Genomic DNA, 24715 nt, shown 5'->3' on the forward strand with positions numbered 1-24715 from the left:
GCGCGCGCCAAGTGACGGAGGGTGCTTCGGGGGTGTGCGGGGCGCTTTGCCCCGGTCGCTCCGGGCAGTGGTCCCCGGTCTCGGGTCAGTGGCCCCCGGTGTCCCGGGTCGGCGGCGTTCGGTGGCCCGGGTCAGCGGTCGTCGGCGATGTGCCGGTCGGCGTCCGTGCGGGCCTGGGAGCGCGCGCGGCGGGCGGGGCCCGACCAGCCGCAGTTGCAGCGGGCCAGACAGAAGGCGCCGCGCTCGACGGTGGAGGTGCGGTGGCCCCCGCTCGCGCCGCTGCCGGCGCTGTCGGGTTCGGCGGTCTGCTGCGGGTCCTGGGTCAGGTACGGCACATCACCACGCTACTGCCGGTTGTACCGGGCGGGCGTGACGGGCCAGATGAACGGTCGTTGAACGAAATGGTTGCCCGATGCCGGCCGCGCCACGCGGCGGCGGGACGGCGGCGCGACACCGGCAGGGGGCCCGTGCGCGATGGTGGTGCAGGACAGACGGATCGGCGGAGCCGTCGCCGCCGCCACGGCGGCGGGACTGGCGCTCGGGGCCGGCCTGCTGGCATCGGGATGTACGACGGACGGCGCCGCCGCCGATGACGCGCCCGCGGGACCGCCCCCCTCGGTGACGCTCCGGCAGGCCGCCGACGCCTTGGTACGGGCGGCCACCTCCGAGGTCCGTACGTCGCTGGAGACCACCAGCGGCGGCACCCGCGTCGCCATCAGCGGCACCGGCCACTACGACTACCGCCGCGGCGCCGGCCGGCTGCGGCTGGTGCTGCCGGAGCCGGCGGGCCCGGACGGCCGGCTGCGCAAGCCGATCACGGAGATCTTCGCGCCGGGCGCGCTCTACATGAAGAACCGCGGCGCCGGGGTGCCCGCCGACAAGTGGGTGCGGGTGGACACCACCGCGCTGTCCGACGGCAATCTCGTCACCGGCGGCGCGACCGATCCGATGGCCGCGGCGGAGCTGCTGCGCGGCACCCGCCGGGCGACGTACGAGGGTGAGAAGCGGCTGCGGGGCGAGCGGGTGCGGCACTACCGGGGCACGGCCGACATCGGGGTGGCCGCCGACGCCGCCTCGAAGGGCATCGGGCCCTCGCTGACCGCGGCCGAGAAGGGCTTCACCACCGACGTGGTCCCCTTCGACGCGTATCTGGACGAGGCGGGGCGGCTGCGCAAGGTGCAGTACCGGTTCTCCTTCGCCAACGGCTCGCCGCGCGGCACGGAGGTGACGTCGACGGTCGCCTACGGCCGCTTCGGGGCCGGGGCGCCGGTCGAGCTGCCGCACCGCGAGGACATCTACACGGGCCGGATCGCGGCGCCCGGCAGCGGCTGACGGCGCCGGGGAGAGCGGACGGGGTCCGGCCGTGCGCCTGCGCGACCGGCCCCGCAAAACCGGTCCGGCGGGTCGGCGTAAATGGTCCATCCGTGCCATGCGCGGGGTGTGTGCCCGTCCCTACCCTTGGTGGTAACGGCCAGAAGAGTGGCATGGGCCTCGAAGGAGGAGGTGTTGTACGTGGCGCCGCACCGCAGTCAGACGACTCAGGACCACGTGGCCCTCATCGAGATCGATCTGGCTGGTGAGTTGATGATCGCGGCGGCGACGTCCCCCGAGGACCGCCTCAGTCCGGACCGGATCGACGAGGTTTTGGACGTGAGCGCGGACCGTGGCGACAGAAGGGCCGCGGTGGAGGCGCGACAGCGCTCCGCGACCGCCGACCGGGCGTGACGAACGTCCGTTTTCGGCCGCGGCCCCGGCGTGGAATTCGTCACGCCGGATCGCTCACCCGCACGACCGGACCAGCAACCGGGGCCCTGACCCTGCCCCGCTCCGGCTGGCCGTCGACGCGGCTCAGGTGCGCAGCATGCGCTCGATCGCCCTGGTCGCTTCCCTGACCTTCTCGTCGATGGCCTCGGGGCCCTTCACGGCCGCGTCGGCGACGCAGTGCCGCAGGTGTTCCTCGAGAAGCTGCAGGCCGAAGGACTGCAGGCCCTTCGTGCTGGCCGAGACCTGGGTGAGTATGTCGATGCAGTAGACGTCCTCCTCCAGCATCCGCTGGAGGCCCCTGATCTGCCCCTCGATGCGGCGTAGCCGCTTGATGTGGGCGTCCTTCTGCTGTGCGTACCCATGGATGCCCAGGTCGTGATTTGTCATGGCATTGGGGTCGCCCTGCGGCTCCGCGCCGTGGCAGGACCCGGCGGCAGCGGTGGTGCCATCGGTCTCGGAGTCCGTGGTCGGCATGGGCTTCTCCCCTGGTACGTAGCCGGTTCATATACCCCTGGTGGGTATATGTTACAGAATTTCGCGCGCGAGAGAGATACCCCGCGCACCTCGCGGGGCAGGTACCCCGTGCAGAGCATGCTGCCCGATGGGCGACACTGAGGTAATGCCGGTTAGCAGTGGCTGGATGATGCGCCTAGCATCGTCCCGACCGAATCCGATGCACCCCGAGGATTTCACGTGCGCTTTCGTCTGACCCCCAGGGAGACGAGCTTCTACGACATGTTCGCCGCCTCCGCGGACAACATCGTCACGGGCTCCAAGCTCCTGATGGAACTGCTCGGGGCGGACGCCTCCGCGCGGGCAGAGATCGCCGAGAGGATGCGAGCGGCGGAGCACGCGGGGGACGACGCCACCCACGCGGTGTTCCACCAGTTGAACTCCTCGTTCATCACGCCGTTCGACCGCGAGGACATCTACAACCTCGCCTCGTCGCTCGACGACATCATGGACTTCATGGAGGAGGCCGTCGACCTGGTCGTCCTCTACAACGTCGAGGAACTCCCCAAGGGCGTCGACCAGCAGATCGAGGTCCTGGCGCGGGCGGCCGAGCTGACCGCCGAGGCCATGCCGAACCTGCGGACGATGTCCAACCTCACCGAGTACTGGATCGAGGTCAACCGGCTGGAGAACCAGGCCGACCAGATCCACCGCAAGCTGCTCGCGCACCTCTTCAACGGCAAGTACGACGCCATCGAGGTGCTCAAGCTCAAGCAGATCGTGGACATCCTCGAAGAGGCGGCCGACGCGTTCGAGCATGTGGCGAACACCGTCGAAACCATCGCGGTGAAGGAGTCCTGAGCCCCGGCCATGGACACCTTTGCGCTCGTCGTGACCATCGCGGTCGCGCTCGGATTCACGTACACCAACGGCTTTCACGACTCCGCGAACGCGATCGCGACCTCGGTCTCGACGCGTGCGCTGACGCCGCGGGCCGCCCTCGCGATGGCGGCGGTGATGAACCTCGCCGGTGCCTTCCTGGGCAGCGGGGTCGCCAAGACCGTCAGTGAGGGCCTGATCGAGACGCCCAGCGGCAAGCAGGGGATGATGATCCTCTTCTCGGCTCTGGTGGGCGCCATCGCGTGGAACATGATCACGTGGTACTTCGGTCTGCCCTCGTCCTCCTCCCATGCGCTCTTCGGCGGCATGGTGGGCGCGGCGCTCGCCGGCTCGTCGGTCGTCTACTGGTCGGGCGTCTGGGAGAAGATCGTCCTCCCGATGTTCCTGTCGCCGCTGGTCGGTCTGATCGTCGGCTACTTCGTCATGGTCGCCATCCTGTGGATGTTCAAGGGCGCCAACCCGCACAAGGCCAAGCGCGGCTTCCGTATCGCGCAGACGGTCTCGGCGGCGGGCATGGCGCTCGGCCACGGCCTCCAGGACGCCCAGAAGACGATGGGCATCGTGGTGATGGCGCTGGTCATCGGCGGTGTCGAGGGCCACGGCGACCCGATCCCGATCTGGGTGAAGATCGCCTGTGCCGCGATGCTGTCGCTCGGTACGTACGCGGGCGGCTGGCGCATCATGCGCACCCTCGGCCGCAAGATCATCGAGCTGGACCCGCCGCAGGGCTTCGCGGCCGAGGCGACCGGCGCGTCGATCATGTTCAGCACCGCGTTCCTCTTCCACGCGCCGATCTCCACCACCCACGTGATCACCTCGGCGATCATGGGTGTGGGCGCGACCAAGCGGGTCAGCGCGGTCCGCTGGGGCGTCGCCAAGAACATCATCCTCGGCTGGTTCATCACCATGCCGGCGGCCGGCGCGGTGGCCGCCGCCTCGTACTGGGTGGTGAACCTGGCGTTCGGCTGAGCCGGCCGGCTCGCCGGGCGCGGGTGAACGCGCGCAGACATGATGAGGGCCCGCCCCCGTTCCCGGGGGGCGGGCCCTCGTCCTGTGGTGGCACCGCCATGCAGCACCACAGGACACTCGGCATGCCGGTCGCCGTGCCGCCGGAGCGGCGGCGACTCAGCCGAAGCGGCCGGAGATGTAGTCCTCGGTGTCCTGGACCGACGGGTTGGAGAAGATCCGCTCGGTCTCGTCGATCTCGATGAGCTTGCCGGGCTGGCCGACGGCGGCCAGGTTGAAGAACGCCGTACGGTCCGAGACGCGCGCCGCCTGCTGCATGTTGTGCGTGACGATGACGATCGTGAAGCGCTCCTTGAGCTCCCCGATCAGGTCCTCGATGGCGAGGGTGGAGATCGGGTCGAGCGCGGAGCAGGGCTCGTCCATCAGCAGGACCTGCGGCTCGACCGCGATGGCGCGGGCGATGCAGAGGCGCTGCTGCTGGCCGCCGGAGAGGCCGGAGCCGGGCTTGTTCAGCCGGTCCTTGACCTCGTTCCAGAGGTTGGCGCCCTTGAGGGACTTCTCGACGACGTCGTTCAGCTCGGACTTCTTCTTCACCGCGCCGTTCAGCCGCAGGCCGGCCGCCACATTGTCGAAGATCGACATGGTGGGGAAGGGGTTGGGGCGCTGGAAGACCATGCCGACGGTGCGGCGGACGGCGACCGGGTCGACGCCCGAGCCGTAGAGGTTCTCGTCGTCCAGCAGCACCTTGCCCTCGACGCGGCCGCCGGGGGTGACCTCGTGCATGCGGTTCAGGGTCCGCAGGAAGGTGGACTTGCCGCAGCCGGAGGGGCCGATGAAGGCCGTCACCGAGCGGGGCTCGACGGTCATGGAGATGTCGTCGATGGCCTTGTGGCTGCCGTAGAAGGCGGAGAGGCCGCTGATGTCGATTCGCTTGGCCATGGGAATCACTGCTTCTTTCTGGTGGCCCCGATTCGGCGGAGCCGCATCATCGGGTGCCTTAACGGCCGGTCTTGGGGGCCTTCCAGCGGGCGATGCCGCGGGCCACCAGGTTGAGGATCATGACGAAGGCGATGAGGACGAGGGCCGCGGCCCACGCGCGGTCGTAGCTCGCGTCGGAGCCCTGCTGCCACTGCTGGTACACGTACAGCGGCAGGGACTGCTGGGCGCCTTCGAAGGGGTTGTTGTTGATCGTCTTGGCGCCCCACACCAGGAGCAGCACCGGGGCCGTCTCGCCGGTGATCCGGGCGATGGCCAGCATGACGCCGGTGGTGATGCCGCCGATGGAGGTGGGCAGGACGACCTTGAGGATGGTGCGCCACTTCGGTACGCCGAGGGCGAGGGAGGCCTCGCGCAGCTCGTTCGGTACCAGCTTGAGCATCTCCTCCGTGGAGCGGACCACGACCGGCATCATCAGGATGGCCAGGGCCATGGCGCCGGCGAAGCCGGAGGGGCCGAAGCCGAGGATCAGGATCCACACCGACAGGACGAAGAGGCCGGCGACGATCGAGGGGACGCCCGTCATGACGTCGACGAAGAAGGTGACGGCCTTGGCGAGCCTGCCGCGCCCGTACTCGACCAGGTAGATCGCGGTGAGCAGGCCGATCGGCGCGGCGATCAGGGTGGCCAGGCCGACCTGCTGCAGGGTGCCGGTGATCGCGTGGTTGATGCCGCCGCCGACCATGGCGTCCGGCAGGGTGCCCATGGAGTGGGTCAGGAAGTAGACGTCCAGGACCTTGCTGCCGCGGGCGACGGTCTCCCAGATCAGGGAGGCGAGCGGGAGGACGGCGAGCAGGAAGGCGATCCAGACCAGGCTGGTGGCCAGCCGGTCCTTGGCCTGCCGGGCGCCCTCGACCTTCGCGGCGACCGCGTACGTGCCGACGATGAAGAGCAGTGCGGCGATCAGGCCCCACTGGATCTTGCTGTCCAGGCCGGCGCCGAGGCCGATGCCGACGCCCGCGGCGAGCGCGGCGAGCGCGAAGACGGGGGGCGACCAGCGCGGCAGCCGGGCCTGCCGGAGGGAGACGGGGGGCAGCGGTGCGCTGTCCGCCACGGGACGCTTCTCGGTGATCACGTTACTCATGCGTTGGCCCCCGAGTACTCCTTGCGGCGGGCGATGATCAGGCGGGCCGCGCCGTTGACCAGCAGGGTGATGACGAAGAGGACGAGGCCGGAGGCGATCAGCGCGTCCTGGCCGAAGGTGTCCGCCTCACTGAACTTGCTGGCGATGTTCTGGGCGAACGTGCCGCCGCCCGGGTCCAGCAGGCTGAGCCCGATGAGGAAGCTGGGGGAGAGGACCGTGGCGACGGCCATGGTCTCGCCGAGCGCGCGGCCCAGGCCCAGCATCGAGGCGCTGATGATGCCGGAGCGGCCGAAGGGCAGCACCGACATGCGGATGACCTCCCAGCGGGTGGCGCCGAGGGCGAGCGCGGCCTCCTCGTGCATCTTGGGCACCTGGAGGAAGACCTCGCGGCTGACGCTGGTGACGATCGGCAGGATCATGATCGCCAGCAGGATGCCGACGGTGAACAGCGAGCGCGCTGCGCCCTGGGAGTAGCTGAAGATCCCGGTCCAGCCGAAGTAGTCGTCCAGCCAGCTGTACAGGCCGCTCAGGTGCGGGACGAGGAAGAGGGCGCCCCACAGGCCGTAGATGATGCTGGGGACCGCGGCGAGCAGGTCGATGACGTAGCCCAGCGGCGAGGCCAGCTTGCGCGGCGCGTAGTGCGAGATGAACAGCGCGATGCCGACCGCTACGGGGACCGCGATGACCATCGCGATGATCGAGCTGACGACGGTGCCGAAGGCGAGGACGGCGATGCCGAACTTCGGCTCGGCGCCGCTGGGGTCCCACTCGAAGGTGGTGAAGAAGTTGGCCTTGTCGCCCTGGATGGCGAGGACCGAGCGGTAGGTGAGGAAGGCCGCGATGGCGGCCATGATCACCAGCAGCGCGATGCCGGAGCCGCGCGAGAGACCGAGGAAGACACGGTCACCGGGGCGTACGGACTTGCCGCTGACCGCGGAGGGCTCTGCGGGCGCTGCGGGGGGTGGGTTCTGGGGTATCGCTGAGGTATCCATGGGTTTCTCCGGTCTGCGGAGCCGGTGGGCTCCAGGCGGCGGTGCACCGGACGGGCGGCGGCCTGCGCGTGGTGCGCCGGCCGCCGCCCGGTGGGTCAGGAGAGCGACGAGACGGCCTTGCGGACCTTGTCGGCGATCTCGGTGGGCAGCGGCGCGTAGCCCTGCTCCTTGAGGGTGGCCTGGCCGTCCTCGCTGGCGAGGTAGGTCAGGAAGGACTTGGTGGCGGGCAGGGTCTCGGCCTTGTTGCCCTTGTCGCAGGCGATCTCGTACGTCACCAGCGTGATCGGGTACGCGCCCTCGGCCTTGGTGGTGTAGTTCAGGTCCAGGGCCAGGTCCTTGCCCTCGCCGACCTGCTTGGCCTCGGCGATGGCCTTGGAGGCGTTCTCCACGTCGGCCTCGACGGGCTTCTGGGCACCGGTGTTCAGCTTGACCGTGTCGATCTTGCCGGCCGTCGCGTAGGACAGCTCGAAGTAGGAGATCGCGCCGCTGGTCTGCTTGACCTGCGAGGAGACGCCGGAGGAGCCGGAGGCCGCCTGGCCGCCCTTGCCCTCCCAGGTCTTCGCGGGCTCGTGCGGCCACGCCTTGGGCGCGGCGCCCTTGAGGTACTTGGTGAAGTTGTCGGTGGTGCCGGAGTCGTCCGAGCGGTGGAACGCCTGGATCTTCAGGTCCGGCAGCTTGACGCCCGGGTTCAGCTTCTTGATCGCCGGGTCGTTCCAGTTGGTGATCTTCGAGTCGAAGATCTTGCCGAGGGTCTCGGCGTCCAGGACCAGGTTGTCCACGCCCGGGACGTTGTAGCCGACCGCGATCGGGCCGCCGACCATCGGCAGGTTGATGGCCTCGCCGCCCTTGCAGATCTTCTTGGACTTGGCGACCTCCTCGGGCTTGAGCGCCGAGTCGGACCCCGCGAAGGCGGTCTGGCCCTGGAGGAAGGTGGTGATGCCGGCGCCGGAGCCCGTGGGCTGGTAGTTGATCTCGGTGTCCTTGCAGGCACCGGAGTAGTTCTGCACCCAGACGTCCATGGCGTTCTTCTGTGCCGAGGAGCCGGACGCGAGCAGCTTGCCCTTGCCGTCGCACTTGATGTTCGCGGCCTTCGCGGACGAGGCGCCGGGGCCGCCGGTGGTGTCGTCCGAGCCGCACGCCGAGAGGGCCAGGGCTCCGGAGACGGCGAGAGCGCCAACCGCGAGGGCGCGAACCCGGTTCTTGCGCTGAAGCTTCACTGTCGAAGGTTCCTTCCTGGGGCCCGCCGTGGTCAGTGGCGTGCTGGGCCGTGAAATGAATCAGGTGAGAGATGTCCAGCTATGCGGTGCGGCGTCCGCCTCCGGGGCACGACGCGCACTCGGTAAGGCTGAAATTAGGCAGATCAGGTGAAGGCGTCGATGGAGGAGAGTGAACGAGGGGTGAACCTCGGCCGTCGGACGGGTGCGGCCGGTATTGCCCGCTCCGCACCGTGCCGAGCGGTGATCTCCCGGAAGAAGTAGTGCGCTGCTCTTCTGTATTACCGACCGGTATGGCAGCATCCGCGCCTGAGACCCGCCCCAGGGCGGTGCGCTCGCGCCCGGACGAGGCGTACGGCGAGTGACCGGAGGTGGCCCGTGGGCCCGGTGGAACGGCGGAACGTGGGACGAGGCGCGGCGGCGGCCCGCGCGGCCGTGGTGCTGTGCGTGGCGGGCGTCCTGGTGGGCGCGGCCCCGGCGGCGTACGCCGACCCGGCCCCCGACGGCAAGCGGGACCTGGAGGACGTACGCCAGCGCATCGACGACCTCTACCGCCGCGCCGAGCGGGCCACCGACGCCTACAACGGCGCCAAGGAGCAGGTCGAGCGCCAGCAGAAGGAGATCGTGAAGCTGGCGAAGAACATCGTCAGCACCCAGGAGCGGCGCAAGCGGCTCAAGAAGCGGGCCGGCTCGCTGGCCAGCGCGCAGTACCGGGGCGGCGGACTGCCCGCCGAGGCGAAACTGATGCTGAACAAGGACCCGGAGGGGTTCCTCGACAACGCCACGCTCGCCCGCAAGGGACAGCACGCGGTCCGCACCGTACTGGGGCAACTGGCGCGGACCGAGGACGACCTGCAGGGCTACGCCCAGGACGCCACCGAGCGCTGGGACAGGCTGGAGAAGGAACGCAAGAAGAAGGCCGCGGCGAAGAAGGACATCGAGAAGAAGATCGACGCCGCCGAACGGATCGAGTCACAGCTGAAGGCCGAGGAAAAGGAGCGGCTGAAGAAGCTGGAAGAGGACCGCGCCCACCGTGCGCAGACGAAATGGCTGGACTCCGGAATTCTGCGGGAGATCGGCGGGGACGCGTCCGCACAGGGGAAAAAGGCCATTTCCTATGCCACCGCGCAGATCGGCAAGAATTACGTGTGGGGCGCGGAGGGCCCGGACACCTTTGACTGCTCCGGACTCACCATGCGGGCATGGGAAGCCGCCGGCCGGACCATTCCGCGCACCTCGCAGGAACAATGGCGGCAGCTGCGCCGTATCGACATCGACGACATGCGCCCCGGCGACCTGATCATCTATCACGAGGACGCCAGCCACGTGGGGATGTACCTCGGCGACGGGGCGATCGTGCACGCCCCGCGGCCCGGCCGGCAGGTGACGGTCGCGGGGGCCGGTTCGATGCGGATTCTGGGCGTCGTACGGCCGGACGCGAAGGCCTGAGTCGACGCGCCGGAGCGCGGCGCGTGCGTGCCGTGGCCGCCCGGCGATTCCGGCATCCGGCCGAAACAACCCCGTCACCGTCCGGTAGCCCAGCGTGTGCCCGGGAGTGATGTTCGTCATTCCGCATTTCTCCCGGGGACGGCCAAAACGCTTCCCCACCCCGGTATATGCCCCTGGCGGCGTGCTGTACGCCATTCCGTACGGGCCCGTACTGGCGCTAAGGTCGCCTTCCAGTGCCCGGTGGCGCACCGCTCGTACCGACCAATGAGCGGCGCGGAACCGGGCACGGTGGTGCGCCGGTCGGTCACCGCCGCCGCACCCTCGGGGGGAGGGAAGGAAACAGAGGACATGTCCGTACCCGGTCCGCGTGAGCGCACGGCCGTGCTGCCCCAGGCGGCAGGCCCGCTGAACGGCGCGCCCGAGCCCGCGTGCCCGGCGCAGGGGGACGCCGCGCGCCCGCACGACGGCACCGCCCCGGCGGACACCGAGCCCACCGCCCCGGCCCCCGGCCCCGCTGATGCCCTGCGCCCGGCCGCGGCCGGGAACGGCAGCCACGGGCTGACCCTGCTGGTGATCGGCGACGACCCGACCAGCTCCGTCCCCGAGATGTCCGACGGCCAGGGCCACAAGGTCAGGGTCCGCACCGCCCGCAACCTCACCGAGGCCCAGCGGCTGCTCACCGACGACGTGCACTGCGTCCTGCTCGACCTGGCGGCCATGCCGAGCCAGGAAGCGCGGGAGCCCGGCGACCGGGAGAGCCGCGCCGAGGCCGAGGAGGCCGGGACGCCGGACGAGCTGGAGCCGCTGCGCGCGGTCCTGCGGCTCGCCCCGCGCCACGCCGTCCTCGCGCTGACGGCGGAGGCGGACGCGGAGCGCGGCGCCGAGGCGGTACGCGTCGGGGCCCAGGACTACCTCCCCCGCGACCAGCTCGACGCCACGGTGCTCAGCCGGGTCGTGCGCTACGCCGTGGAACGCAAGCGCGCCGACCTCGCGCAGCGCCAGCTCACCGAGTCCCGGCTGCGCGCCCAGGAGAACGCCCGGCTGGAGCGTGGGCTGCTGCCCACGCCCCTGCTGGACGGCTCCGACCTGCGCTTCGCGGCCCGGTACCGGCCCGGGCGCAGCCGCGCCCTGCTCGGCGGAGACTTCTACGACACCGTCCGCACACCGGACGGAACAGTTCACGCCATGATCGGCGACGTCTGCGGGCACGGCCCCGACGAGGCGGCCCTCGGCGTCGAACTCCGCATCGCCTGGCGCGCGCTGACCTTCGCGGGCCTGTGCGGCGACGAACTGCTCTCCACCCTGCAGCGGGTGCTGGAGAACGAGCGGGACAACGACGAGATCTTCGCGACGCTGTGCACCGTGGACATCGCGCCGGACGGACGGAACGCCGGGGTCTGCATGGCGGGCCACCCGGCACCGCTGCTGGCCAGGGCCGGCCGCGCGCCGCGCCTGCTGCCGTTCGAGAGCGGCGGCCCCGCGCTCGGCCTGCTGCCGCGCGCCCGCTGGCCGCGCCATCAGGTGACGCTGGGCGGCGCCTGGAGCCTGCTGATGTACACCGACGGCCTGATCGAAGGCCGGGTCGGGGACGGCAATCAGCGCCTCGGGCAGGACGGCATGGTCGATCTGGTCGCCGCCAAGATGGCCGCGGGGCTGCGCGGGGAGGCGCTGCTCGACGCCGCCGTCACGGAGGTGCGTGACCTCAACGGCGGCGAGCTGACCGACGACCTCGCGGTGCTGCTGCTGGACCGCGGGGAGGCGTGGGGCTGACCCCGCCGGGGCCGGGCCCGTCAGGGGCTCAGCGGCCGCCGTTCCACGGGCCGTACGGGCCGTCGGAGCTGGAGCCGCCGCGGCGCGGGCCCTTGCCGCCGCCGGAGACCCGCTTGAGCGCGGGCCGGACGTCGACCATGTACACGATCGTCGCGATCAGACCGATGATCGGCAGGAACGACATGATCCCGAAGAGCACGTTCACCAGCGTCGCCAAGCCCAGAATGATCAGCCAGAACGGCTTGGTCTTCTTGTCGGCGGCGCGGTAGGCGTCCTCGCGGCGGATGGCGGAATCGATGAACGCGAACCCGCTGAAGACCAGCATGGCCAGCGAAAGCAGCCACAGCAGATTGTTGAACCCCTGGATCAGCACGCCGTTCCACCACCCGTTGACTGTCGGACTGTCCTCGTCACCGTACCGGTAGAACGGGCCGGGCACGTCCAGCGTGCCCGGCCCGCTCCGTTGGTCCGTCGCTCACTTCGACGGCGGCGTGGTCTTCTTCGCCGTCGTGGTCTTGCGGGCGGCGGGCGCCGTCGGCGCCGTCTTCTTTGCCGACGCCGGCTTGGCCTCCGTACCGGCCTTGGCGGCGGCCGGCTTGCTCTCCCCGGCCTTCGCCGGCTCGCTCTTGACCGCGGCCGGCTTGGTCTCCGTGGCCTTGGCCTCGGTCGGCTTCGGCTCCGTCTTGGGCTCCGGCTCGATCGCGACCGCGAGCTCCTCGACCTCCTCGGCGACCTCACCGCGCCAGGTCTGCACGGCGCGCTGCCCGCGCTCGGCCAGCTCGTCGTAGGTCTCGCGGGCCTTGACGGCGTACTCCGCCGCCCGGCCGACGCCCTGCAGCGCGAGGTCCTGAGCCTGCTCGCGGATCTTCTTCAGGTCGGTGTCCAGGGAGCCGAGCAGCTCGTAGAACTTGTCCTGGGCCTCCTTGGCCTGCTTGGACACGCGGTCCTGCACGGCCTTGGCCTCGGTGGAGCGCACCTCTTCGAAGCGCTTGGGCGCCTCGGCGCGAAGCCGCTCCACCAGCCCCGGCACCTCCTTGAGCTTCTCGCTCGCGAGATCCGCGGTGCCGGCCAGGGCGTACAGGGGGGTGGGGTCGGTCACCTTCTTGACGATGTCGTCGGTGATGGCCATGCCGTTCTTCCTCCTGGAATCGGATTGCTCAGGTGGCGTGCGGTTCGCCGTCGGCCCCACGGGTGCCCTTCTTGCCCTTGCCCGTACCGCCGTGCCGCTCGTCGTCGCCGCCGTGCTCGCCTTCCGGCGCGGGGCGGTCGAGGTCCAGCCCCTCGGCGCGTGCGACGTCCGAGCTGTAGCCGTTCTCCTTGCGGAACGACTCGTAGATCTGCAGCAGCACCTGCTTCTGCTTCTCGTTCAGGGCCGGATCGGTCAGGATCGCGCTGTGCACTTCCAGGCCGTCCGGGTCCCGTCGTTCGTCGAGGATCCCCGCCTGGACGTACAGCGTCTCGGCCGAGATCCGCAGGGCCTTCGCCAGCTGCTGCAGGATCTCCGCGCTCGGCTTGCGCAGACCCCGTTCGATCTGGCTGAGGTACGGGTTGGACACCCCGGCGGCATCGGCGAGCTGCCGGAGGCTCAGCTGCGCGTTGCGCCGCTGCTCCCGCAGGAACTCCCCGAGATTGCCGACGTTGAGTGATGCCATGTCTCCGATCGTGCCTCCGTTCGCTAACTTTTGCAAGCAGCCGCTAGCAAAAGTGTTCCGTGTCATGTGCGGCCGGTCGCGCCGGGCGCTCGGTCACTGTCAGACCGGTCGGCGCGCGGCCGGTCGCCGTCCGGCCGTCCGCGTACGGAAATCGTTTGCCGCTGATCGGGAGCGGCGCGAGGATGCAGGGATGGAGCGCGGTTTTGACGATCTGGTGGCCGAGGCGGCGAACGTGTCCGTGGCGGGCTGGGACTTCTCCTGGCTGGACGGGCGGGCGACCGAGGCGCGGCCCTCGTGGGGGTACCAGCGGCTGATGGGGGAGCGGCTGGCCGACGCGTCGGCCGCACTGGACATCCAGACCGGCGGGGGCGAGGTGCTCGCCGGGGCGCCGAAGCTGCCACCCGTGATGGTGGCCACCGAGTCCTGGCAGCCGAACGTCACCAAGGCCACCCGGCTGCTGCACCCGCTCGGCGCGGTCGTCGTCGCCGACCCGGACGAGCCGCCGCTGCCCTTCGCCGACGACGCGTTCGACCTGGTGACGAGCCGGCACCCGGCAACGATCTGGTGGGCGGAGATCGCCCGCGTACTGCGCCCCGGCGGCACGTACTTCGCCCAGCACGTGGCGCACGAGAGCGTCTTCGAGCTGGTCGAATACTTCCTCGGACCGCAGCCCGAGGCCCGGCGGGGGCGCCACCCCGACGACGAGCGCGCGGCGGCCGAGGCGGCCGGGCTGGAGATCACCGACCTGCGGTTCGAGCGGCTGCGCATGGAGTTCCGCGACATCGGCGCGGTCGTCTACTTCCTGCGCAAGGTGATCTGGATGGTGCCCGGCTTCACCGTCGAGCAGTACCGCGACCGGCTGCGCGAACTGCACGAAAAGATCCGGGCCGAGGGGCCGTTCGTCGCCCACTCCACCCGCTCCCTCTTCGAGGCGCGCAAGCCGGAGTGACGACGCGGCCTGCTTTCCGAGGTGTGCGAGCCGGAGTGACGTCGCGCTCTGCTTACGAGGCGCGCGAGTCGGGGAGGCGACGAGTTCTGCTTTACGAGGCGCGCGAGTCGGGGAGACAGCAGCCCGACGCCCCCTGCCTCCAAGGGGTTTGACTTGGAGTGCGCTCCAACTCCTACCGTCCCTGACGTGAGCCCGACACGGTCCTCGCCCACGGGGGACGGGGCACTTCCAGGAGGTTACGCGCATGACCGGCATCCCCACTCGACAGCTCGGCGATCTGACCGTCTCCGCCCAGGGCCTGGGCTGCATGGGGATGAGTCACGGGTACGGCGCCTCGGACGACGCGCAGTCGATCGCGACCATCCACCGCGCCCTCGACCTCGGCGTCAGCCTCCTGGACACCTCCGACTTCTACGGGGCCGGGCACAACGAGGAGCTGGTCGGGCGGGCCGTCGCCGACCGCCGCGACCGGGCGGTGATCGCCACCAAGTTCGGCTTCGCCAACAAGCTCGGCGAGCCGACCGCGATCCGGGGCGACGCCGCATACGTACGCCAGGCCTGCGACGCCTCGCTGCGCCGGCTCGGCGTCGACCACATCGACCTGTACTACCAGCACCGCGTCGACCCCGAGGTGCCGATCGAGGAGACCGTCGGGGCGATGGCGGAGCTGGTCGCGGCGGGCAAGGTGCGGCACCTCGGCCTCTCCGAGGCGAGCGCCGCGACGATCCGGCGGGCGCACGCGGTGCACCCGATCGCCGCGCTGCAGAGCGAGTGGTCGCTGTGGACGCGCGACCTGGAGCAGGAGATCGCGCCGGTCTGCCAGGAGCTGGGCATCGGCCTCGTACCGTTCTCGCCGCTCGGCCGCGGCTTCCTCACCGGCCGGTACACGTCCGTGGAGGGGATGGCGGAGGGCGACGTACGCCGTACCCAGCCGCGCTTCGCCGACGGCAACCTGGAGCGCAACCTCGCCATCGTCGAGAAGCTGAACGAGCTGGCTGTGGAAAAGGGCGTCACCGCCGGGCAGCTGGCGCTGGCCTGGGTGCAGCACCGGGGCGCCGACGTGGTGCCGATCCCGGGCACGCGCCGCGAGAAGTACCTGCTGGAGAACGTCGCCGCGGTCGCCGTCGGGCTGTCCGCCGACGAGCTTGCCGCCATCGACGCCGTCGCCCCGGCCGAGGCGGTCGCCGGCACCCGCTACGACGAGTCGAGCCTGGCCTTCGTCAACCGCTGAGGTTTTCCACAGGCCACCGCGCCGCCCGCCGTGCCGCCGTAAAGTCGGGGACATGAGTGAGGACGAGGGGAGCGTGCGGATCGACAGCTGGATCTGGTCCGTGCGGCTCATGAAGACGAGATCGGCGGCGGCCACGGCCTGCCGGGGCGGCCACGTGCGGGTCAACGGCGAGCGCGTGAAGGCGGCGCACGGCGTACGGAACGGCGACGAGGTCCGGCTGCGGCACGCCGGACGCGAGCGGATCGTGGTCGTGAAACGGCTCGTGAAGAAGCGAGTCGGCGCGCCGGTCGCGGTCGAGTGCTACGTCGACAACAGCCCACCCCCGCCCCCGCGCGAGACGGCCCTGCAAGTCCCGATCCGCGACCGGGGCGCGGGCCGCCCGACCAAGCGCGACCGCCGCGAAATGGAACGCCTGTGGAGCCGCCCGCCCGCGCCTCCCGGCGACGAACCGAAGTCGTGAGGCGTAGCGGAGTCGTGAGGCGACCGAAGTGGTGAGTCTTGGGTCGTCGGCGGGGGCTGGGCCGACCTGAGGCTTTATATGGGGGAGGGGTGGGGGCGGGGGGGGAGGGGCCCCCGAGGGGCAGCGTCAGGGAATGTCTCTCCCCCCAAGGGAACGGTCACCTCCCAAGGCGGCGCCTCACCTCCCAAGGCGGCGCCTCACCCCTCAAGCGGACGCCTCACCTCCCAAGCCGGCGCCTCACCCCCCATTCGCCGCCATCCACTCCCGGTCCGGCTCGATGGTTTGGAGGACTTCGATGAGGATTCCCTCCGGGCTTTCGAGGTTGAAGCGGCGCTGACCCCAGGGTTCGTCGCGCAGCGGCTCGGTGATGCGTACGCCCCGGGCGCGCAGTGCGGCCTCCTCGGCTGCCGCGTCCGCGACGAGGAAGGCGAGGCAGAGGCCCGCCGTGTCCTGGGTGCGGAAACCCGCCGGCATGCTCTCGTGGCCGCGCTGGACGAAGTCGAGGACGTACGCGGGGTGTTCGGGATGGTGCAGGCTGACGTACCAGCCGAGGTCGGCGACCTGGGTGAAGCCGAAGTGGTCGGTGTAGAAGCGGCTGCTGGCGGCCGTGTCGTCGCTGAGTACGGCGATGCCGAGCTTTTCGAAGCGCATGCGGTTCCCTCCCGGTCGGTGGCACGGTGCCACCAACCACTCCGCTTGTAGTGACTCGAAGTACTCTAGTTGTAGTACGTTGGGTGTAGTGGTTGCAAGGGAATTGCAGGGAATTGCGAGGAGGGTGCCGGTGGTGCGCAATCCGGAGCGGCGTACGGCGCTGGTGGACGCGGCGATCGAGGTGCTGGCGCGGGACGGTGCGCGCGGCCTGACGTTCCGCGCCGTGGACGCGGAGGCGGCCGTGCCGAAGGGCACCGCCTCCAACTACTTCGCCAGCAGGGACGCGTTGCTCGCGCAGGTCACCGGGCAGATCCACCAGCGCATCGCGCCGGACCCGGACGAGGTCACCGAGGTCATGAAGGCGCCGCACGGGCGTGAGCTGGTGACCGAGCTGATGGGCTGGATCAACCGCCGGGTGACCGCGAACCGCACCGGTTACCTCGCGATGCTGGAGCTGCGTCTGGAGGCCACCCGGCGGCCCGAGCTGCGCGCGGAGCTGACCGCCACCCTGCGGGGCGTGCTGGAGGACGACATCCGCTTCCATGAGGAGGGCGGGCTGCCGGGGGACCGTACGGCGGTGATGCTGATGTACCTCGCGATGACGGGGCTGATGCTGGAGCAGCTCACCTTGCCGGGTGTGGTGCCGGGCGAGGAGACGGACGGGCTGATCGCTGCCCTGGTGGACCGGGTGATCCCGGGCGACGACCGTTAGCCGCCCCGTCCCGTCGTCCCGCCGTCCCCTCAGGCCCCGTAAGGCCGGGCCAGCCGGGCGTCGCGCAGGGCGTGGGCCCACCAGGTCAGCTGATCGAGCAGGACGGCGGCCGCGCGGTCCGGGCCCTCCGGGGCGTGCAGCCGGCCCCGGCCGTCGAAGAGCTGGCCGGCCATGGGGAGGCTGACGGTTTCGCGGACCGTCGTGGCGTGCAGTTCGGCGAAGACCAGGCGCAGTTGCTCCACGGCGCGCAGGCCGCCGGAGATCCCGCCGTAGGAGACGAAGCCGACCGGCTTGGCCTGCCACTCCGCGTGCAGCAGGTCGATGGCGTGCTTGAGCGGGGCGGGGAAGGAGTGGTTGTACTCCGGGGTGATCACGACGAAGGCGTCCGCCGCGTCGACGCGCTTGGCGAACGCCTCCGCGTCGGGCCCGCCGCGCAGCGCGTACGGCTGGATCTCGGCGAGGTCCAGGACGTCCACGCCGAGGTCCGGCCGGGCCGCCGCGTGCCCGGTGAACCAGTCCGCGACGACGGGCGCGAACCGGCCCTCCCGGGTGCTGGCGACGATGACGGCGAGGTGGAGCGTCTCTGCAGACATGAACATGCCTCTCTGGAATGAGGTGTGGTGGCGAATGCAGAGACGACGCTAAAACCTCAATAAAACTTGAGGTCAAGCGTGATCGTGATCGGGCGCCATGCCGGATGCGCACCCGCCTCCGGATGTGCACCCGCCTCCGAGGGGCGGCTGTCGTGCACCCGCCCCGAGGCCACTCCTCAGCCCCCGCTTCTCAGCCCCCGCCCCTCAGCCCTCGCCCCTCAGCCCTCGCCGAACAGCTGGAGCAGCTCCTTCTTCTCGAACATGCGGGCCGTCTCGACCGCCGACGGCGTGCCCGCGTTCGGGTCGGCGCCGTGGCTGAGGAGGAGCCGTACGACGGCGTCCTCACCCTTGAAGACGGCGCCCGCGATCGGGGTCTGGCCGCGCTCGTTGGGCCGGTCGGCGTCCGCGCCGCGCTGGAGCAGGGCTTCGACGGTCGCTTCGTGGCCGTGGTACGCGGCCAGCATGACGAGTGAATCGCCCTTGTCGTTGGTGAGGTTGGCGGGCACCCCCGCGTCCACGTAGGCGGCGACGGTGTCGGTGTCGCCCCGCCGGGCCAGGTCGAAGACCTTGGCCGCCAGCTGCAGCACCTCGGGGTCGTGCGCGTGCTCGATCGACTCGGGCCCCTGCGCGCCTGGGGTCGTCTCGCTCATGCTGTCGGCCTCCTGCTCTCGTGGTGTGCGCTTGCACCCGCCACTTTATGCAGGCCAGGGCCGCGGGCGGCGAGTCGGCGGCAGGACGCCTCAGAACATGTCCGGGCACCAGGGCCGCCGCGCGGCCCGCAGCAGTACGTCCGCGGTGGCCAGCGCTCCCGCCCGGTCCTCCTGGATGCGGCCGAGCGCCGCGAGTCGCGTGGCCGACTCGTCGCCCAGGTACAGCGAGGCCAGGTCGCGTACGTCCAGGGTGAGATCGGCTGAGCGCGTCGTGGACGTACACGTGGCGCCCGCGGGCCCGGCGTCGAGGTGGTACCGGCCGGCGGCGTACCCGGCAGCGTCGGCCACCTCCAGTACCAAGGATCCCGGTACGGCGTACGTCCGCGCCGCCAGCAGGCGCGGTACGTCCAGCGGGCGGATCCACAGGTAGTCGGCGTGCTCCTCGATGTTCGCGGCGCGCGGGTCGCCGAGCAGCAGCGGCAGGGTGTCGTCCGGTGGGCGCTCCCCGGTCCGTACGTGCCACACCCAGTCGATCGAGCACAGGAAGTGCCACAGGGCGCGCTCGGCCTCCGGGCTGACCGCGATCAGCTTTCTGACGTAGGCGGTCTGCTCGGGCTGTTTCTGCTCCCAGCGGTCGTCACAGGTGTACGTGACCAGACCGTCGACCTCGCCGGACGCCGACCGGTACACGGCATGGAAGGGGTCCTTCCACTCCAGCGCCGGCCACTGGACCTCGCCGGTCGCGAGCTGCCACCAGCGCGCGTCGCGCGAGACGGCGCCGTGCTGCTGTGCCCGGAAGCGGTCGTGCAGGGCCGGGCCGAGGGCGCGCACTTCGGCGGGGCTCACGAATTCCACCCGGCCGCCGCTCTCCGCTCCCGGGCGGCCGGGGCCGAGCTGGGCGCGGGCCACGTCGATGCGCCACTCGGTGAAGTGGGTGGCGGGCCCGAAGCCGTACCGCCCGTAGATCGGGTACTCCGCGGCGATCAGCGTGGCCACCGCCTCGCCGCGCTCGCGCGCCGCGGCCAGGTCCCGCTCGAGCATCCGGCTGAGCAGGCCGCGGCGGCGGTGCGTGGGTGAGACGGTCACCTGGCTCACGGCGTCGGCCGGCACCCGGGCGCCGCCCACGACGGTCAGCTCCTGCGCGAAGCTGCGGAAGGTCGCGACGCACTGCCCGTCGTCGAAACCGCCCTGCAGACGGGCGAAGTCGACGCCGCCGCGGCGGAATTCGAGCTCTTCCTTGGTCAGCGTCCCCGGCGGCCGGGTGAAGCCGGTGGCCACCGCCTCCATCCAGCCGGTGAACTCCGCCTCGTCGACCGCGCGCACCTCAAGGCTCATGTGCGTACGCTAGCCACCGTCCTGACGGGTTGTCGCCCGGATTAACGCCGTGCCGCGGGGGCGCGAACGTCAGCGCGCCGGCCGCCGATTCAGAACGCCGCCGCCCGGATCTCGCCCACGCGCTCGGCGCCGCCCAGCAGCGGGACGTCCGCGATGCGGTCGAGGACCGGGGCATCGACGCCCATGAGGCGCAGCGTGCGGGCGAGTATCGGGCCGAGCGTGCGGGTCGCGCCGTCGTCGATCTTGAAGGCGAGCGCGCGGCCGTCGGGCAGCGCCAGCGCCTGTACGGCCTCGGCGCCCATCTTCGACAGCACGCCGGGGATCTCCCGCATCAGCCAGGTGTCGGGGCGGCGGGTGCCCGCGACGTACTCCGGGTGGGCGCGCATCGCGTCCGCCACCCGGCGCTCGGGCGTGCCGGGCGCGGCCAGGACGAAGTGCCGGTACGCGCGTGCCAGGCCGGTCAGCGAGAGGGCCATCAGGGGCGCGCCGCAGCCGTCGGTGCCGATGTGGTCGACGGCCTCGCCGCTCGCGTCCCGTACGGCCTCCAGGACCAGCCGCTGGAGCGGGTGGTGCTGATCGAGGTAGTTCTCCAGGGGCCAGCCGTTGGCGGCGCAGGCGGCGAGCATCGCGGTGTGCTTGCCGGAGCAGTTCATGGTCAGCGGGTCGCGGACCTTGCCGGCGGCCAGGTAGTTCTCCGCCTCGGCCGGGTCGAGCGGCAGGTCGGGCGGGGTCTGCAGCTGCTCGGGGGCGAGGTCGTACTCGGCGAGCATCTTCTGCACGAGATCGAGGTGAAAGCTTTCTCCGGAGTGGCTGGCGGCAGCCAGGGCCAGGCGCTCGCCGGAGAGGTCCAGGCCCGCGCGGAGGATCGCGGCGGCCTGCATCGGCTTGTTCGTGGAGCGCGGGAAGACCGGCGCGGCCACGTCTCCCAGGGCCAGGTCCACGCTGCCGTCCGCGGCCAGGACGACCAGCGAGCCGCGGTGCACGCCCTCGACGAAGCCGGAGCGGACGACCTCGGCGAGCACGGGCGGGAGGGACGGCTGCTGCTCGGTTATCGCACCGGGGGTGTCGGCGGAGGAGGTCATCGCGGGCCTTCCGGGGTCGCGGACCCGCCTCCCACGAGGACCGGACGGCGGGGGACCGCCGGATCAGGAGAGCAGGTCGTCTACTTGTGCTTCCCCTTCACGGTACCTGCGGGCGATCTCCGCGCTGCAATCGTCGGCCGTGCGCTGGAGCGACTGGCGGCGCAGCGAGACCTGCTGCTCGTACTGGACCAGCCGGCCCATCGCCTCCCGCAGCTCGGCGTCCGTGCGCGCCCCCAGGTCGGACAGCTCGACCTCGCCGAGCATGTCCTCGGCCAGCCGGCGGTACTCCTCGCTGTGCGGCGTCCCGACCGTCACGTGCCGGGCCGAGGAGCGGTGCCGCGAGGGCCCGTCCGTCAGGATCTCCGGCAGCCGGTCCAGGACCGTGGTCTGGGGCGCCGCGCGCCGGGCGGCCTCCGCGCGGAGGATGTCGATCCGGCCCTGGAGCAGCCGCCGTACGTAGCTGAGGTCGGCCTCCTCCTGCTGCGCGTCCCGGCGCAGCTTGCGGATCTCGGGCAGGCCGAGGCCCGAGAGGTCGGGCCGGGGAGCCGGACGGAAGCGGTCGCGTTGCAGCGGAGGGCGGGGCTGAGCCGGGCCTGCGGGGAGCATGGGGCCATCCTCGGTGCGGTCGCCGGGCCGCGCCGGGCGCCCGGGCGGGGGCGGCGGCTCGGGCCGGGACGTGGACATCGTCGTCGGCAGGGGCTGGGGCCCGCGCGCGGAGACCGCCGCTGCCCCTTGGGCGGATGTACGGGCAAAAGGTACGGAACCGGAGGATGTCTGCCCGGTGCCGGCGGTGCTCATGCGTGTGTCCGTCCCCTCGTGCGGCGCGGTCCGGAGCCACGTGGTCCCGCGCACCGCGTGCAGGCATCGTGCCACTGCGAGAGGTGCGCGCGCAGGGTCATTGGCCCGCGAACGGTCCGTGTGGGGGTACGGCGGGCGGCGCGGTTGGGCTGTCCGGGTGGTAAAGCACCCCGCACCCCCTGGGGTGGTGTGGGGTGGCGACCGGCATCATGGCGGTATGCGAGCAGTGGTGCAGAGGGTGAACGGCGCACGCGTCGACGTGGCCGGCGAGACCGTCGGCGAGGTCGTGGGAGAGGGCCTGTGCGTCCTGGTCGGCGTGACGCACGACGACACCCCGGAGAAGGCCGCCCAGCTGGCCCGCAAGCTGTGGTCGGTACGCATCCTCGACGGTGAGAAGTCGTGCTCGGACACGGGCGCGGGGCTGCTGGTGATCAGCCAGTTCACGCTGTACGGGGACGCCCGCAAGGGCCGCCGCCCCACCTGGAACGCGGCGGCGCCGGGGCCGGTCGCCGAGCCGCTCGTCGACGAGGTCGTCGCGCAGCTGCGGACGCTCGGCGCGCAGGTGGAAACGGGCCGGTTCGGCGCGGACATGAAGGTCTCACTGACGAACGACGGCCCGTTCACGGTGCTCCTGGAGGTCTGAGGCGGCCCGGCGGGCCGCGGGCCCCGCTACGGCTCGACCACGATCTCCTGGGCCGCCGCCGTGGTGTCCGCCATGAGTTCGGCGTCCGCCTTCACGTTCCGCTTGACCAGGGCCAGCGCGATCGGGCCCAGCTCGTGGTGGCGGGCCGAGGTCGTGATGAACCCGATCTGGCGCCCCTCGGGGCCGTCGGCGGCGAGCCGGACCGGCGCGCCGTGTCCCGGCAGCTTCACCTCGCTGCCGTCCAGGTGCAGGAAGACCAGCCGGCGCGGCGGCTTCCCCAGGTTGTGGACGCGGGCGACGGTCTCCTGGCCGCGGTAGCAGCCCTTCTGGAGGTGGACGGCCGTGCCGATCCAGCCCAGCTCGTGCGGGATGGTGCGGTGGTCGGTCTCCAGGCCCAGCCGCGGCCGGTGCGCCTCGACGCGCAGCGCCTCCAGGGCGAGCACGCCGATCGCCGGGCCGTGCGTCCCGGCGAATTCCTCCAGGGAGGCACGCGGCAGGAAGAGGTCGCGGCCGTGCGGCGTCTCGCGGACGGCGGCGGCGTCCTTGGGCGTCTCGGCGATGGAGCCGGCCGGCAGGTGCACGACGGCCAGCTCGTCCGTACGGTCGGCCACCTCGACCCGGTAGAAGAACTTCATGCTCTCCAGGTACGCGAGCAGCGCTTCCTGGGTGCCGGGCTCGGTGTGCAGCCAGGTCGTCTCGCCGTCGTCGACGAGGTAGAGCGCGTGCTCGATGTGGCCGTTGGCGGAGAGGATCAGCGCCTCGGTGGCGTGGCCGGGCGCCAGCTCGCTGACGTGCTGGGTGAGCAGCAGGTGCAGCCAGCTCAGCCGCTCGGGGCCGGAGACGGCGAGGACGCCGCGGTGCGAGAGGTCCACGAAGCCCGCGCCGTCCGCAAGGGCGCGTTGCTCGCGGAAGAGGTCGCCGTAGTGCGCGGCGACGCCTTCGTCGGGGGCCTCGGCGGGGACGGCACCGGGCAGCGACAGCAAGGGGCTGGCTTCTGATGGACGCAGCATGTGCTCCAGCGTACGTCCCGGTAGTACCGGTCGGCCGGTCCGTCCCGGTGCGAGAGCGGGAAGCCCGGTCTCAGCCGGGATCCGCCGCGGGTGCCTCGTCCTCGCCGCCCGCCTTCGCGGTGCACTCCCGGCACCGCCCGAAGATCGCGAAGTGCTTCAGGTCCGTGTCGAACCCGAACGTCTTCTGCAGCGTCTCCCGGAAGGGCGCGGCGACCGACAGGTCGGCCTCGATCACCTCGGTGCAGTCCCGGCACACCAGGTGGATGTGGTGATGCCGGTCGGCGAGGTGGTACGTGGGCGCGCCGTGCCCGAGGTGGGCGTGGCTGACGAGGCCCAGCTCCTCCAGCAGCTCCAGGGTGCGGTAGACCGTGGAGATGTTGACGCCGCCCGCCGTCCTGCGCACCTCGGTGAGGATCTCGTCGGGCGTGGCGTGCTCCAGCCGGTCGACCGCCTCCAGCACGAGCTGCCGCTGGGGCGTCAGACGGTATCCGCGCTTGCGGAGGTCGCTCTGCCAGTCGGTGGTCACCACGCCCCCCAGTGTAGGTACGCCCGTCGGCGGGGTGTTACGGCTTGTAGGGCGTGCCGTCCGGGTTGAAGAAGGAGACGCCGTCGGGCATGTCCTCGGGCAGGCTCTCCGCCCACTGCTTGAGGTCGGCGTCCGCGACCTTCTTCAGGTGGGCCGACATGTACGGGCGCAGCGGGACGTCCGGCGTGGCCTTCTCACCGACCCACATCAGGTCGCTGTTGACGTAGCCGTAGAGCCGCTTGCCGCCGCTGTACGGGCCCGAGGCCTCGGTACGGGCCACGGCGTCCGTCGCCAGGTCGATCTGCGGCTTCTGGTCGGCCAGCTCGCCGTACCAGACCTCGACGACGCCCTGGTCGCGGACCATGACGATCTCGACCTTGCGGTCCTTGTCGATGCGCCAGTAGCCGCTCTCGGACTCCAGCGGGCGGACCTTCTTGCCCTCGCCGTCGAGCACCCAGCTGTGCGAGTGGTACTCCAGGAAGTCACGGCCGTCGTGGGAGAAGGTGACCTCCTGCCCGAAGTTGCACTTCTCGGTGCCGGGGAAGTCGGCGACGCCCGCACCCTCCCAGTTGCCCAGGAGGAAGGCCAGCGGTACGAGGGCCGGGTTCAGGTCGGACGGGATCTCGATCATGAGAGCTCAGGCGATCTATAGGAGGTGGACAGTCTCGGTCCGGGCGCGGTCAGCGCTGACCCTGGTACAGCTTCTTCCAGGTCAGACCGGCGAAGGCGACGACGCCGACGGCGACCAGGACAAGCAGGGCGGTGAAGAATGCCTCAAGCACGAGCGCGCTCCTCGGACAGAGTGAGGGTTTACGGACCGTAGGTGAGTCTAGTC

Annotated in this window: 29 protein-coding genes; 11 read left to right on the plus strand and 18 right to left on the minus strand. The window is 71.2% G+C overall.

The genetic code is table 11. The annotated features are described in order from the left end of the window. Window positions 1-131: 131 nt before the first annotated feature. Window positions 132-326: a hypothetical protein gene (locus ABZ840_RS14895; RefSeq protein WP_361559873.1), complete on the minus strand. Its 195-nt coding sequence runs from the start codon at window positions 324-326 to the stop codon at window positions 132-134. 148 nt (window positions 327-474) lie between these two features. On the opposite strand from ABZ840_RS14895, the gene ABZ840_RS14900 reads away from it, so the two are divergent. After that, complete coding sequence (locus ABZ840_RS14900; RefSeq protein WP_361558890.1) at window positions 475-1332, plus strand: hypothetical protein; 858 nt, start codon at window positions 475-477, stop codon at window positions 1330-1332. Between the two features lie 171 nt (window positions 1333-1503). Further along, entirely contained in the window at window positions 1504-1725 is a 222-nt protein-coding gene (locus ABZ840_RS14905; protein ID WP_361558893.1) for a hypothetical protein, read from the plus strand. 123 nt (window positions 1726-1848) lie between these two features. Here the strand turns inward: ABZ840_RS14905 and ABZ840_RS14910 are convergent, their stop codons facing one another. Beyond that, a complete protein-coding gene (locus tag ABZ840_RS14910; RefSeq protein ID WP_361558896.1) occupies window positions 1849-2238 on the minus strand; it encodes a metal-sensitive transcriptional regulator in 390 nt (129 codons plus the stop codon). 219 nt (window positions 2239-2457) lie between these two features. Here ABZ840_RS14910 and ABZ840_RS14915 point away from each other — a divergent pair, with 219 nt between their 5' ends. Together ABZ840_RS14915 and ABZ840_RS14920 are read left to right on the plus strand one after the other, a co-directional pair. After that, the gene (locus ABZ840_RS14915) at window positions 2458-3078 is read left to right on the plus strand and encodes a DUF47 family protein (protein ID WP_030267458.1); all 621 of its coding nucleotides are present in this window, start codon (window positions 2458-2460) and stop codon (window positions 3076-3078) included. A 9-nt stretch (window positions 3079-3087) separates the two neighbouring features. After that, window positions 3088-4086 (plus strand): inorganic phosphate transporter, encoded by a 999-nt coding sequence (locus ABZ840_RS14920; RefSeq protein ID WP_361558900.1) that lies wholly within the window; start codon window positions 3088-3090, stop codon window positions 4084-4086. Between the two features lie 156 nt (window positions 4087-4242). Here ABZ840_RS14920 and pstB read toward each other — a convergent pair whose 3' ends face one another. The 4 genes from pstB to pstS form a co-directional block, all read right to left on the minus strand. Beyond that, window positions 4243-5022 carry a phosphate ABC transporter ATP-binding protein PstB gene (pstB, locus tag ABZ840_RS14925; protein ID WP_361558903.1) on the minus strand — a complete coding sequence of 260 codons (780 nt, stop codon included), beginning with the start codon at window positions 5020-5022 and terminating at the stop codon, window positions 4243-4245. Window positions 5023-5080: 58 nt separating this feature from the next. Next, the gene (gene pstA / locus ABZ840_RS14930) at window positions 5081-6163 is read right to left on the minus strand and encodes a phosphate ABC transporter permease PstA (RefSeq protein ID WP_361558906.1); all 1083 of its coding nucleotides are present in this window, start codon (window positions 6161-6163) and stop codon (window positions 5081-5083) included. Continuing rightward, complete coding sequence (pstC, locus tag ABZ840_RS14935) at window positions 6160-7155, minus strand: phosphate ABC transporter permease subunit PstC (protein ID WP_361558909.1); 996 nt, start codon at window positions 7153-7155, stop codon at window positions 6160-6162. The genes pstA and pstC overlap by 4 nt, the downstream gene beginning before the upstream one ends. 95 nt (window positions 7156-7250) lie before the next feature. Continuing rightward, window positions 7251-8372, minus strand: coding sequence for a phosphate ABC transporter substrate-binding protein PstS (pstS, locus tag ABZ840_RS14940; protein WP_361558912.1), 1122 nt, complete (start codon window positions 8370-8372; stop codon window positions 7251-7253). A gap of 399 nt (window positions 8373-8771) precedes the next feature. Here pstS and ABZ840_RS14945 point away from each other — a divergent pair, with 399 nt between their 5' ends. Together ABZ840_RS14945 and ABZ840_RS14950 are read left to right on the plus strand one after the other, a co-directional pair. Beyond that, window positions 8772-9818, plus strand: coding sequence for an NlpC/P60 family protein (locus ABZ840_RS14945; protein ID WP_361558915.1), 1047 nt, complete (start codon window positions 8772-8774; stop codon window positions 9816-9818). A 348-nt stretch (window positions 9819-10166) separates the two neighbouring features. Continuing rightward, on the plus strand, window positions 10167-11588 hold the full coding sequence (locus tag ABZ840_RS14950) for a SpoIIE family protein phosphatase (RefSeq protein ID WP_361558918.1): 1422 nt from the start codon (window positions 10167-10169) through the stop codon (window positions 11586-11588). Between the two features lie 28 nt (window positions 11589-11616). On the opposite strand, the gene ABZ840_RS14955 is transcribed toward ABZ840_RS14950, so the two are convergent. The 3 genes from ABZ840_RS14955 to ABZ840_RS14965 all read right to left on the minus strand — a co-directional run bounded on the left by ABZ840_RS14955 (window position 11617) and on the right by ABZ840_RS14965 (window position 13240). Continuing rightward, on the minus strand, window positions 11617-11961 hold the full coding sequence (locus tag ABZ840_RS14955) for a DUF2516 family protein (protein ID WP_361558921.1): 345 nt from the start codon (window positions 11959-11961) through the stop codon (window positions 11617-11619). Between the two features lie 102 nt (window positions 11962-12063). Then, complete coding sequence (locus tag ABZ840_RS14960) at window positions 12064-12717, minus strand: hypothetical protein (protein ID WP_361558924.1); 654 nt, start codon at window positions 12715-12717, stop codon at window positions 12064-12066. A 28-nt stretch (window positions 12718-12745) separates the two neighbouring features. Further along, window positions 12746-13240 carry a helix-turn-helix transcriptional regulator gene (locus ABZ840_RS14965; protein ID WP_361558927.1) on the minus strand — a complete coding sequence of 165 codons (495 nt, stop codon included), beginning with the start codon at window positions 13238-13240 and terminating at the stop codon, window positions 12746-12748. 190 nt (window positions 13241-13430) lie between these two features. Here ABZ840_RS14965 and ABZ840_RS14970 point away from each other — a divergent pair, with 190 nt between their 5' ends. From ABZ840_RS14970 to ABZ840_RS14980, 3 genes are all read left to right on the plus strand, one after another. Continuing rightward, on the plus strand, window positions 13431-14189 hold the full coding sequence (locus tag ABZ840_RS14970; RefSeq protein ID WP_361558930.1) for a class I SAM-dependent methyltransferase: 759 nt from the start codon (window positions 13431-13433) through the stop codon (window positions 14187-14189). Between the two features lie 244 nt (window positions 14190-14433). After that, window positions 14434-15420 carry an aldo/keto reductase gene (locus tag ABZ840_RS14975; RefSeq protein WP_361558933.1) on the plus strand — a complete coding sequence of 329 codons (987 nt, stop codon included), beginning with the start codon at window positions 14434-14436 and terminating at the stop codon, window positions 15418-15420. 52 nt (window positions 15421-15472) lie between these two features. Beyond that, window positions 15473-15880 (plus strand): RNA-binding S4 domain-containing protein, encoded by a 408-nt coding sequence (locus ABZ840_RS14980; RefSeq protein WP_361558936.1) that lies wholly within the window; start codon window positions 15473-15475, stop codon window positions 15878-15880. A gap of 237 nt (window positions 15881-16117) precedes the next feature. Here ABZ840_RS14980 and ABZ840_RS14985 read toward each other — a convergent pair whose 3' ends face one another. Beyond that, window positions 16118-16531 (minus strand): VOC family protein, encoded by a 414-nt coding sequence (locus ABZ840_RS14985; protein ID WP_361558939.1) that lies wholly within the window; start codon window positions 16529-16531, stop codon window positions 16118-16120. A gap of 130 nt (window positions 16532-16661) precedes the next feature. Here ABZ840_RS14985 and ABZ840_RS14990 point away from each other — a divergent pair, with 130 nt between their 5' ends. Beyond that, window positions 16662-17243 (plus strand): TetR family transcriptional regulator, encoded by a 582-nt coding sequence (locus ABZ840_RS14990; protein ID WP_361558942.1) that lies wholly within the window; start codon window positions 16662-16664, stop codon window positions 17241-17243. A 29-nt stretch (window positions 17244-17272) separates the two neighbouring features. Here the strand turns inward: ABZ840_RS14990 and ABZ840_RS14995 are convergent, their stop codons facing one another. The 5 genes from ABZ840_RS14995 to ABZ840_RS15015 all read right to left on the minus strand — a co-directional run bounded on the left by ABZ840_RS14995 (window position 17273) and on the right by ABZ840_RS15015 (window position 21509). Continuing rightward, window positions 17273-17836, minus strand: coding sequence for an NAD(P)H-dependent oxidoreductase (locus tag ABZ840_RS14995; protein ID WP_361558945.1), 564 nt, complete (start codon window positions 17834-17836; stop codon window positions 17273-17275). 218 nt (window positions 17837-18054) lie between these two features. Then, complete coding sequence (locus tag ABZ840_RS15000) at window positions 18055-18486, minus strand: ankyrin repeat domain-containing protein (RefSeq protein WP_361558948.1); 432 nt, start codon at window positions 18484-18486, stop codon at window positions 18055-18057. Window positions 18487-18576: 90 nt separating this feature from the next. Continuing rightward, window positions 18577-19821 carry a GNAT family N-acetyltransferase gene (locus ABZ840_RS15005; RefSeq protein WP_361558951.1) on the minus strand — a complete coding sequence of 415 codons (1245 nt, stop codon included), beginning with the start codon at window positions 19819-19821 and terminating at the stop codon, window positions 18577-18579. An 89-nt stretch (window positions 19822-19910) separates the two neighbouring features. Beyond that, a complete protein-coding gene (locus tag ABZ840_RS15010; RefSeq protein WP_361558954.1) occupies window positions 19911-20903 on the minus strand; it encodes an asparaginase in 993 nt (330 codons plus the stop codon). A 63-nt stretch (window positions 20904-20966) separates the two neighbouring features. After that, a complete protein-coding gene (locus tag ABZ840_RS15015) occupies window positions 20967-21509 on the minus strand; it encodes an ABC transporter substrate-binding protein (protein WP_361558957.1) in 543 nt (180 codons plus the stop codon). 409 nt (window positions 21510-21918) lie between these two features. Here ABZ840_RS15015 and dtd point away from each other — a divergent pair, with 409 nt between their 5' ends. Continuing rightward, window positions 21919-22344 carry a D-aminoacyl-tRNA deacylase gene (dtd, locus tag ABZ840_RS15020; RefSeq protein WP_361558960.1) on the plus strand — a complete coding sequence of 142 codons (426 nt, stop codon included), beginning with the start codon at window positions 21919-21921 and terminating at the stop codon, window positions 22342-22344. Between the two features lie 26 nt (window positions 22345-22370). On the opposite strand, the gene ABZ840_RS15025 is transcribed toward dtd, so the two are convergent. The 3 genes from ABZ840_RS15025 to ABZ840_RS15035 all read right to left on the minus strand — a co-directional run bounded on the left by ABZ840_RS15025 (window position 22371) and on the right by ABZ840_RS15035 (window position 24511). Beyond that, window positions 22371-23354, minus strand: coding sequence for a glycine cleavage T C-terminal barrel domain-containing protein (locus ABZ840_RS15025; RefSeq protein ID WP_361558963.1), 984 nt, complete (start codon window positions 23352-23354; stop codon window positions 22371-22373). A gap of 70 nt (window positions 23355-23424) precedes the next feature. Beyond that, window positions 23425-23883, minus strand: a complete 459-nt coding sequence (locus ABZ840_RS15030) for a transcriptional repressor (protein WP_361558966.1) — start codon at window positions 23881-23883, stop codon at window positions 23425-23427. Between the two features lie 34 nt (window positions 23884-23917). Beyond that, window positions 23918-24511: an FABP family protein gene (locus ABZ840_RS15035; RefSeq protein ID WP_361558969.1), complete on the minus strand. Its 594-nt coding sequence runs from the start codon at window positions 24509-24511 to the stop codon at window positions 23918-23920. Between the last annotated feature and the right edge of the window lie 204 nt (window positions 24512-24715).

The sequence above is a fragment of the Streptomyces sp. NPDC047117 genome (genome assembly GCF_040643545.1).
In the GTDB taxonomy this organism is placed as follows: domain Bacteria; phylum Actinomycetota; class Actinomycetes; order Streptomycetales; family Streptomycetaceae; genus Streptomyces.

Bases quoted from the DNA above. Each gene is read 5' to 3' on its own strand.
- ABZ840_RS14900 (WP_361558890.1), top strand. From the start codon at position 475: ATGGTGGTGCAGGACAGACGGATCGGCGGAGCCGTCGCCGCCGCCACG.
- ABZ840_RS14910 (WP_361558896.1), bottom strand. From the start codon at position 2,238: ATGCCGACCACGGACTCCGAGACCGATGGCACCACCGCTGCCGCCGGG.
- ABZ840_RS14920 (WP_361558900.1), top strand. From the start codon at position 3,088: ATGGACACCTTTGCGCTCGTCGTGACCATCGCGGTCGCGCTCGGATTC.
- pstB (WP_361558903.1), bottom strand. From the start codon at position 5,022: ATGGCCAAGCGAATCGACATCAGCGGCCTCTCCGCCTTCTACGGCAGC.
- pstA (WP_361558906.1), bottom strand. From the start codon at position 6,163: ATGAGTAACGTGATCACCGAGAAGCGTCCCGTGGCGGACAGCGCACCG.
- pstC (WP_361558909.1), bottom strand. From the start codon at position 7,155: ATGGATACCTCAGCGATACCCCAGAACCCACCCCCCGCAGCGCCCGCA.
- ABZ840_RS14950 (WP_361558918.1), top strand. From the start codon at position 10,167: ATGTCCGTACCCGGTCCGCGTGAGCGCACGGCCGTGCTGCCCCAGGCG.
- ABZ840_RS14960 (WP_361558924.1), bottom strand. From the start codon at position 12,717: ATGGCCATCACCGACGACATCGTCAAGAAGGTGACCGACCCCACCCCC.
- ABZ840_RS14965 (WP_361558927.1), bottom strand. From the start codon at position 13,240: ATGGCATCACTCAACGTCGGCAATCTCGGGGAGTTCCTGCGGGAGCAG.
- ABZ840_RS14970 (WP_361558930.1), top strand. From the start codon at position 13,431: ATGGAGCGCGGTTTTGACGATCTGGTGGCCGAGGCGGCGAACGTGTCC.
- ABZ840_RS14975 (WP_361558933.1), top strand. From the start codon at position 14,434: ATGACCGGCATCCCCACTCGACAGCTCGGCGATCTGACCGTCTCCGCC.
- ABZ840_RS14980 (WP_361558936.1), top strand. From the start codon at position 15,473: ATGAGTGAGGACGAGGGGAGCGTGCGGATCGACAGCTGGATCTGGTCC.
- ABZ840_RS14985 (WP_361558939.1), bottom strand. From the start codon at position 16,531: ATGCGCTTCGAAAAGCTCGGCATCGCCGTACTCAGCGACGACACGGCC.
- ABZ840_RS14995 (WP_361558945.1), bottom strand. From the start codon at position 17,836: ATGTCTGCAGAGACGCTCCACCTCGCCGTCATCGTCGCCAGCACCCGG.
- ABZ840_RS15000 (WP_361558948.1), bottom strand. From the start codon at position 18,486: ATGAGCGAGACGACCCCAGGCGCGCAGGGGCCCGAGTCGATCGAGCAC.
- ABZ840_RS15005 (WP_361558951.1), bottom strand. From the start codon at position 19,821: ATGAGCCTTGAGGTGCGCGCGGTCGACGAGGCGGAGTTCACCGGCTGG.
- ABZ840_RS15010 (WP_361558954.1), bottom strand. From the start codon at position 20,903: ATGACCTCCTCCGCCGACACCCCCGGTGCGATAACCGAGCAGCAGCCG.
- ABZ840_RS15015 (WP_361558957.1), bottom strand. From the start codon at position 21,509: ATGCTCCCCGCAGGCCCGGCTCAGCCCCGCCCTCCGCTGCAACGCGAC.
- dtd (WP_361558960.1), top strand. From the start codon at position 21,919: ATGCGAGCAGTGGTGCAGAGGGTGAACGGCGCACGCGTCGACGTGGCC.
- ABZ840_RS15025 (WP_361558963.1), bottom strand. From the start codon at position 23,354: ATGCTGCGTCCATCAGAAGCCAGCCCCTTGCTGTCGCTGCCCGGTGCC.
- ABZ840_RS15035 (WP_361558969.1), bottom strand. From the start codon at position 24,511: ATGATCGAGATCCCGTCCGACCTGAACCCGGCCCTCGTACCGCTGGCC.